Annotated in this window: 7 protein-coding genes; 1 reads left to right on the top strand and 6 read right to left on the bottom strand. The window is 62.3% G+C overall.

Annotated features, from left to right (window positions below; genetic code table 11):
• Positions 1-224: 224 nt before the first annotated feature.
• From CER19_RS16195 to CER19_RS16170, 6 genes are all read right to left on the bottom strand, one after another.
• Positions 225-941, bottom strand: a complete 717-nt coding sequence (locus tag CER19_RS16195) for an alpha/beta hydrolase (RefSeq protein WP_116667138.1) — start codon at positions 939-941, stop codon at positions 225-227.
• Positions 942-951: 10 nt separating this feature from the next.
• A complete protein-coding gene (gene cobF / locus CER19_RS16190; protein ID WP_116667137.1) occupies positions 952-1707 on the bottom strand; it encodes a precorrin-6A synthase (deacetylating) in 756 nt (251 codons plus the stop codon).
• 45 nt (positions 1708-1752) lie between these two features.
• A complete protein-coding gene (locus tag CER19_RS16185) occupies positions 1753-2307 on the bottom strand; it encodes a histidine phosphatase family protein (protein ID WP_116667136.1) in 555 nt (184 codons plus the stop codon).
• Positions 2308-2457: 150 nt separating this feature from the next.
• Positions 2458-3777 carry an MFS transporter gene (locus tag CER19_RS16180; protein WP_116667135.1) on the bottom strand — a complete coding sequence of 440 codons (1320 nt, stop codon included), beginning with the start codon at positions 3775-3777 and terminating at the stop codon, positions 2458-2460.
• 33 nt (positions 3778-3810) lie between these two features.
• Positions 3811-5340, bottom strand: coding sequence for a class I adenylate-forming enzyme family protein (locus CER19_RS16175; protein WP_116667134.1), 1530 nt, complete (start codon positions 5338-5340; stop codon positions 3811-3813).
• A gap of 3 nt (positions 5341-5343) precedes the next feature.
• Positions 5344-6522 (bottom strand): acetyl-CoA acetyltransferase, encoded by a 1179-nt coding sequence (locus CER19_RS16170; protein WP_116667133.1) that lies wholly within the window; start codon positions 6520-6522, stop codon positions 5344-5346.
• Between the two features lie 130 nt (positions 6523-6652).
• Between CER19_RS16170 and CER19_RS16165 the strand changes: the two genes are divergently transcribed.
• Positions 6653-7225, top strand: a complete 573-nt coding sequence (locus tag CER19_RS16165; protein WP_003190613.1) for a LuxR C-terminal-related transcriptional regulator — start codon at positions 6653-6655, stop codon at positions 7223-7225.
• The last annotated feature ends 607 nt before the right edge of the window (positions 7226-7832 follow it).

Here is a 7832-nt window from a genome sequence, read left to right as displayed (position 1 = left end):
GTAGGAGCGAGCTTGCTCGCGAAAAACGTCAACGATAACGCGTGCTCGCTGAATGAACGCGGCGCCTGTAAGTTTTTCGCGAGCAAGCTCGCTCCTACACAAGGCGATGACGCTTAACTGACTGGCATTGGGGCTTGCCCGCGATGGCGGTGTGTCAGTCACTCACTCTTTTACTGAGCCACCGCTATCGCAGGCAAGCCAGCTCCCACATGTTCAAGCGCATTTCACTTCAGGCTTTTCTCTAGCCAAGCTTTCAAGTCCTGCACTTCCGCCGCGCTGATGGTGTGATTCATCCCCGGGTATTCATGAAACTCCGGCTTGAGCCCCAACCCAACCAGCACCTTATTTGCCTGCGTGGCCGAGCTGAAGGGCAGCGCCTGGTCCAAGGTGCCATGGCCGATAAAGATCGCCAGCTTGCCCATGGACGCATCGGGTTTCAGCGCAGACCTGAGCACCGGTAGCACGCTGCCACTGAGCGCAGCGATACCACGTACCAACTCAGGTTCACGCAAGGCCACCTCGTAAGACATGATCGCGCCCTGGCTGAACCCCACCAGAAACACCCGATCACTTTGGGTGTGGTACTTGGCGGTGGCCTTGACCACAAAGTCCTTGATCCGTCGGGCGCTGCTGAACAGTTCGTCGGTCTCGCCGTTGTACTCAGGCTCATCGGTCTTGGTAAACCAACGATAACCCTGCGGCTCCACCGGCAGCGGCGCACGCACTGACAGGTAGGTCCAGGTAGACGGCAACGCGTCCTTGATGCCAAACAAATCTTCCTCGTTGCTGCCAAAACCATGCAGGAAGATCACCAACGGCTGGTTGCGTGCGTCGCCCTGGGTCTGCTCCAGGTAGGACAACGGCAAGTCGGTGTGCAAGCCGGTGTCGGCATGAGCGGCGCCGGCCACCAGGGCCAAGGCGAGGGCAAGCTGTTTGAGCATCGGGTTTACCTCAGGGTTTGCGCAACAAATAGGTGTCCATGATCCAGCCGTTTTCCAGGCGCGCCGCCTTGCGTACCCGTTCGATCTCTTCTGCCACGTGCGCCACTTTACCGCTGATCAGGATCTCGTCCGGCGTGCCCAGGTAGGCGCCCCAGTAAATATCCAGGTCCTGATCCGCCACGCTACGGTAGGAGTCTTCGGCGTCGAGCATCACCACCAGGGTATCGGCATCACTCGCCTGCCCCGCCGCCAACCGGCGCCCAGTGGTGATTTCGATGGACTTGCCAATACGGTTGAGCGGCACCTTATGCTGCGCCGCCAGGGCCTGCACGCTGGTGATACCGGGGATCACTTCAAACTCGAACACACAGCGGCCACTGGCAAGAATCGCCTGCAAGATACGAATGGTGCTGTCGTACAGCGCCGGGTCGCCCCAGGCCAGGAACGCCCCCACTTCGCCGTCGGCCATTTCTTCGTTGATCATGCGCTCGAAGGTCTGCTGCTTATCGCGGTTGAGGTCTTGCACGGCGGTGGTGTAGTCGATTTCACCGCGCACACGCTCCGGGCAGTCGGCCTCGACAAAACGGTAGCCGGGCTTGGTGATGTAGGTCTCGCAGATTTCCCGACGCAGGTCGATCAGCTTGTCCTTGCTCTGGCCCTTGTCCATCAGGAAGAACACGTTGGTACGGTTCAGCGCCTTCACGGCCTGCATCGTGATGTAGTCAGGGTTGCCGGCGCCAATGCCGATGATCAGGATGCGTTTCATGGGGTGCTCTCAGTGCGGGGCATGGATTTTGCCATGTTCCGGGAATCAGGCGGAAGTTTCCAGGCGCAGGCGCCACACGCCGTTGAAGCGCAGCTCGGTGGCGGACAATGGCTCGACGTCGATCCGGTAGAACATCGCGCTCGGCAACTGCATGACGGACAGCATCGCCGCCCGGATGACGAACGGGTGAGTCACGGCGACGACATGGCCGGGCTGGGTTTCGAGGGATTTGAGCCATTGGCCGACCCGCATGCACAACTGATCCACCGACTCGCCGCCGTGGGCTGCGCTGGTGCTGTCGGTGGCCCAGGTGTTCAAGGTTTCGCTGTCGAGTTGGCCGATGCGCTGGCCTTTCCATGCGCCGACATCAAGGTCGCGTAAGGCGGGGTCGACCTGGGCGTTATCGCCGAACAAGCTTGCGCTCTGGCGGGCTCTGGCTTCGGGGCCGCACAGCAGGCGTGCCTGTTGTTTGTAGCGGCCGGCCAGGGACAGGGCCGCGCTCTGCCAGTCCATCGTGACGGATTCGTCATCAGAGAAACGTCCCTGCTTTTGCAGGGGCGTGATGGCGTGGCAGATCAGGGTCAAGCGGGTGGCCTGCATGGCGATTCTCTGTAGGAGCGAGCTTGCTCGCGAAAAACGTCAACGATAACGCGTGCTGCCTGAATAAACGCGGCGCCTATAAGTTTTTCGCGAGCAAGCTCGCTCCTACAGGGAGTTAGGGCAAGTTCCGTTCCACAGGGTGTTTGTGAATCAGGCCAACGCAGCGCTGGCGGGCACGGCCGTGGAGTGACCGCTGGCGACAAAATCCTCCTTGCGCAACACCACCAACGCCAGCAACGACACCACCCCGGTCGCCACGTAGAAATACCACGGCGAGGTAATGTCTCCTGTCACCTTGATCAACCAGGTGGAAATCAACGGCGCGCTGCCGCCGAACACCGCCACCGGCACGTTATAGGCCACCGCAATCCCGGTAGAACGAATCCGCGTCGGCAGCAGTTCACTCATCAGCGCATAGGTCGACGACGCGTACAGCCCGAACAAAATCGCCACCGCCATCAACGGCGCGAAGAAGGTCGCCGGGGTGGCGGTGGGGGCGGATTTGAACAGCCAGAACATCGCCAGGGTCGCCAACGTGCCGATCACCATCAGGAACGGCTTGCGCCCGTACTTATCGGTAAAGGCCCCGCCAAATGGCATCACAAAAGCCGCCGAGAAGCTGGCGACGAACACGTACAGCAAGGTGGTGCCGCTGTCGAACTTGAGGATCTTGGCCATGTAGGTCGAGGCGAAGGTCAGCACCAGGTAGAAGATCGAGCTGTGCAAGGTGATGATAAAGAACACCAGCGCAATCGCACGCTTCCACTGCCAGACCTCGCGCAGCGGTGCGCTGGAGGTTTGCCCGGCGCGTTGCAGGGCGAGGAACTCGGGGCTGTCTTCGAGCTTGAGGCGGATGTACATGGAGATAAAGCCCAGGGGCGCGGCGATCAGGAACGGTACGCGCCAGGCCCATTCCTGCATGACCTCGGCGCCCAGCACCCAGGTCATGCCATTGGCCACGGCGCCACCGAGCAGCAGGCCAAGCACGGCGGTGACCATCAGCCAGCAAGTGGCGAAGCCGCGGCGCCCCGGGCCGGCGTATTCGGAGATGAAGCTGGTGACGGTGCCGATTTCGCCGCCCGCCGAGAAGCCCTGCACGCAGCGCACCAGGATCAGCAGGATCGGCGCGGCGATGCCCAGGCTGGCGTAGGTCGGCAACAGGCCCAGCATCACCGTGGAGCCGGTCATCATCACCAAGGCCATGATCAGGGTTTTGCGCCGGCCGATCTTGTCCGCCAGCGGGCCGAAGAACAGCCCACCCAAGGGGCGGATAAAAAAGCTCAGTGCAAACGCGGCAAAGCTGGCCAACAGGCTGGTAGTGGGGTCGTCGGAGACGAAGAACGCCTGGCCGATATAGACGGCGAGAAAGCCATAGACGCCGTAGTCGTACCACTCGATCAAGTGGCCGGAGGTGGCGCCCAGAAACGCACGGCGGCGCTTGCGGACGGTGTCTTGTGCGGGATTGCCCATCGTGGGGACTCCTTGTCTGATTATCGATCCGTGTTAAAGCGCGGCGATACTCGCGGTTTGCAGCCAATGCCGCAAGTCGGTCTTGAGAATCTTGCCGTAGCTGTTCTTCGGCAAGTCGCTGCGCCACACATATTTTTTCGGCTTTTTGAACGAGGCCATGCGCGCCAGGAACCACGCCGTCAGCTCGCCTTCGTCCAGCGGCTGGCCGCTGCGGGTCACCACGAAGGCCACCACCGACTCACCCCATTGCGCGTCCGGCTCGCCCACCACGCACACTTCGAACACCTCGGGATGCTGGGCCAGCACTTCCTCGACTTCACGCGGGTACACGTTGCTGCCGCCACTGATGATCACGTCCTTGGAGCGGTCCGTCAGGGTCAGGTAGCCGGCCGGGTCGAGGTAGCCGATATCGCCGGTCAGCAGCCAGCCGTCCACCAGCGTTTGGCGCGTGGCCTGCGGGTTGCGCCAGTAGCCTTGCATCACCGTGGCGCCACGCACCGCGATTTCACCGCGCTGGCCGGTGGGCAGTGGCTGGTGCTCGGCATCGAGGATGCGGATCTCCACACAGGCTTGCGCGTGGCCCACCGAGGCGGCCAGGGTGGCCCAGTCGGGACGCTGGCGCTCGGCGATCAAGGCGCGGGACAAGACGCTGATGGTCATCGGGCTCTCGCCCTGGCCGTAGATCTGCACCAGGCGCGGGCCGAAGGTGTCGACCGCTTCGCGCAGGTCGGCCAGGTACATGGGGCCGCCGCCATAGACAATGGTCTTGATGCCGGCGCCGTGATAATCCTGGCGCCGCGCCTGCTCGACCATGCGCTTGACCATGGTCGGTGCGGCAAACAGCGACACTTGGCCCATGTGCTCGGCCAGCCCGAACAACTCGGCGGCATCGAAGCCATGGGAGGCCGGCACCACATGGCGGGCGCCGCAGCGCACATGGATGAAGTTGTACAGGCCGGCGCCATGGGACATGGGCGCGGCATACAGCGCCGCATCGTCGGCACTCACTTGATCGACATCCGTGGCGTAGCACAGCGACATGGCGATCAGGTTGCCGTGGGACAGCATCACGCCCTTGGAACGCCCGGTGGTGCCGGAGGTGTAGAACAGCCAGGCGAGGTCATGATCCTGGCGGGGCACCGGCTGCTCCAGGCTGGGCCAACCATGGTTGGGCGGCAACGAATGGCCGTCCAATTCCGTGCAATGCGCGGGCAAATCCCGCGATGAAAACACCTGGCCGCCGTCGGTAAAGATCAACCGCGCCTCGGCATTATCGGCAATCCACGCCGCTTCGCTGGGGTGCAGCTTGGCGTTGATCGGCACCGCCACCGCGCCCATCCACCAGATGGCGTAGAGCAGTTCCAGGTAGTCGCAGCTGTTTTTCATCAGCAGCGCCACCGCGTCCCCCGGCACCAGGCCATGCTGCTCCACCAGGTGCGCGGCACGTTGGCGCACGTGGGCGGCGAAGGTGGCGTAGTCGGCCACTTGCACGCTGCCTTCGAACAGCGCCGGGCGTTGCGGCGCCCGACGCTGGGTGTCGTGCAGCCAGTTGGCAATGTTCATGGCTCAGCTCCGGCGTGCCTGCAGGACCGAGGCGTAGTTGGCCACCGCCATGCCGCCCATGTTGAACACCAGGCCGAACTCCGGGTTGGGCACCGCCAGGCCAATCGGCTCGCCGGTCAATTGCCGGAACGCCAGGGCATGCATGGACACCCCCGGGGCACCGACGGGATGTCCCTTGGCCTTGAGCCCGCCGGAAAGGTTCCCCGGCAAGCGCCCGCCGGCGCGCACCACGCCGCTGTCGAGCACGCGATGGCCTTCGCCCTTGGGCGCCAGGCCCATGGCTTCGTAGATCAGCAGTTCGGCAATGGTGAAGCAGTCGTGCACCTCGGCAAAGCTCAGGTCAGCCAGGGTCACATTCGCCCCGCGCAGCGCTGTATGGATCGCGCGTTGCGGCCCTTCAAAGGCCAGGACGTCGCGCTGGGCGATGGGCAAGGTGTCGTTGACCTGGGTCATCGCCCGGATTTGCACCTCGCGACGAAACGCCCGCGCACGTTTGGGCGAGGCGAGGATGATCGCCGCGGCGCCGTCGCTGATCAGCGAGCAATCGGTCAGGCGCAGGGAGTCAGCCACGAACGGGTTGCTTTGGGACACGTTGTTGCAGTGTTCGAAATTCATCTCCCGATGCATCTGCGCCAGCGGGTTGGCCATGGCATTGGAGTGGTTTTTGGTAGCGATGGCCGCCATCGAGCCCAGCGGGCAGTGGTAACGCTCGGCGTATTGACGCGCGGCACGGCCGAACAACTGCGGGAAACTCAGGCCGGCTTCGGCCGGGTCGTTCTGGTAGCCGGCCCCGGCCAAGGCTTGGGTGACCGCGGCGGTGCTGGTGTGGGTCATCTTCTCGGCGCCCACCACCAGCACCAGCTCAGCGCTGCCGGAGAGGATCGCATTGACCCCCGCCTGAATTGCCGCCGAGCCGGACGCACAGGCGTTTTCACAGCGGGTAGCGGGTTTGAAGCGCAGCCCGGGGTCGGCTTGCAATAGCAATGAGGCGGCAAACCCGTCGGACACCAGCCCCGAGTTGAAATGGCCGAGGAACAACGCATCGATTTGCGACGCGTCAATCTCGGCATCGCTCAAGGCTTCCCGGGTAACCTGGACGATCAGGTCTTCCAGCGTCGTGCCTTCCAGGCGACCAAAGCGGGAGTGACCAGCGGCAACAATGGAGACGCAATCAGCAGGCATAATCAATTTCTTCTGTTCTTGATTCGGACTTTACTTACAATGACCCACCCCTGATCGTGCGCCAATTCGTGTAACTACTTACACGGGTAAGTAGCGCCCCAGGGCATTGAACAACGAGGCAGGATGCCCCATGACCGCGCTAGCCCAGCAATTTCCCGACCTCGAACGCCTGGCGTTCAAGCTCTCCCCTGCCCCGCAGATCGTCACCAGCGACCGCGTGATACTCGACTGCAACGACGCTTTCCTGAAGCTGTTCGGCTATACGCGCGACGCACTGGTCAACCAGCTGACCCTGCTGATCTACCCGTCCCAGGCCGACTACCACGCCATCGGCAAGCGCAGCCATGACTGGCTGCTCGACAGCGACAACGGCTTTTATTCCGATGAACGCTTCATGCAGCACCACAACGGCGAGGTGTTCTGGGCCAAATCCCACGGCTACACCCTCACCCCCAAAGACCCGTTCAAGCTGATGATCTGGCACTTCGAACGCCTGGACCGCATGCACCAGGGCACCGGCGACCTCACGCCCCGGGAGCGGGAAATCGCCATGCACATCGTCAACGGGTTCAAATCCAAGGAAATCGCCCTGCGCCTGGCGATCTCCCACCGCACCGTTGAGGTGCACCGGGCACGGTTGATGAAGAAGCTGCAGGCCAAGACGGTGGTGGAGTTGGTGTCGAAGATCATTATGGTGGCCTGACCGATAACGGCTGTTTAACTGATGCCCCGCGATCCAAATGTGTGGGCAGCCCCAATGCCGAGACAGTTAAGCGAACGCAATGCCCAAAGCAACGAAGATCAAATGTGGGAGCTGGCTTGCCTGCGAAAGCGGTAGTGCAGTAACAGATGCAGAACTTGCAGGTTGTGACACTCAACGGTAACCACGATGCGAAGCGAGTCGCTCTTGATCTTGATCTGCTTTTGATCTTGATCTTAGGCGCCCCGTCAAACCACGCTGGCCGGAATTCGACAGGGATTTGGGGGGGCGCCGAGTGGTGGGGCAAGAGCGTTTTGCTTACTTTGGCCTGGGCCGGCATCCCGGCTTTTGCAAAGTGAGCCGCCGTCAGGGCGGAACCCTAAATGGCCGTTACCGCAGCAATGGATATGTACACAATCCAACTGTGTTGACTGCCAGGCCGTCTTCGCGAGCAAGCCCGCTCCCACAGTTTGATTGCGGGGTGTCAGGTAGATAGGCGTCGGCTGGCAGGCCGCTATCGCAGGCAAGCCAGCTCCCACATTTGGATTGTGGGGTGTCAGGTAGAGAAGCATCGGCTGGGGGGCCGTCATCTCAGGCAAGCCAGCTCCCA

The sequence above is a fragment of the Pseudomonas sp. GL93 genome (genome assembly GCF_003408955.1).
GTDB classification, from domain to species: Bacteria; Pseudomonadota; Gammaproteobacteria; order Pseudomonadales; family Pseudomonadaceae; genus Aquipseudomonas; species Aquipseudomonas paracarnis.
The sequence above is the reverse complement of the archived record's forward strand: the minus strand, read 5'-3'. Positions and strand labels throughout refer to the sequence as shown.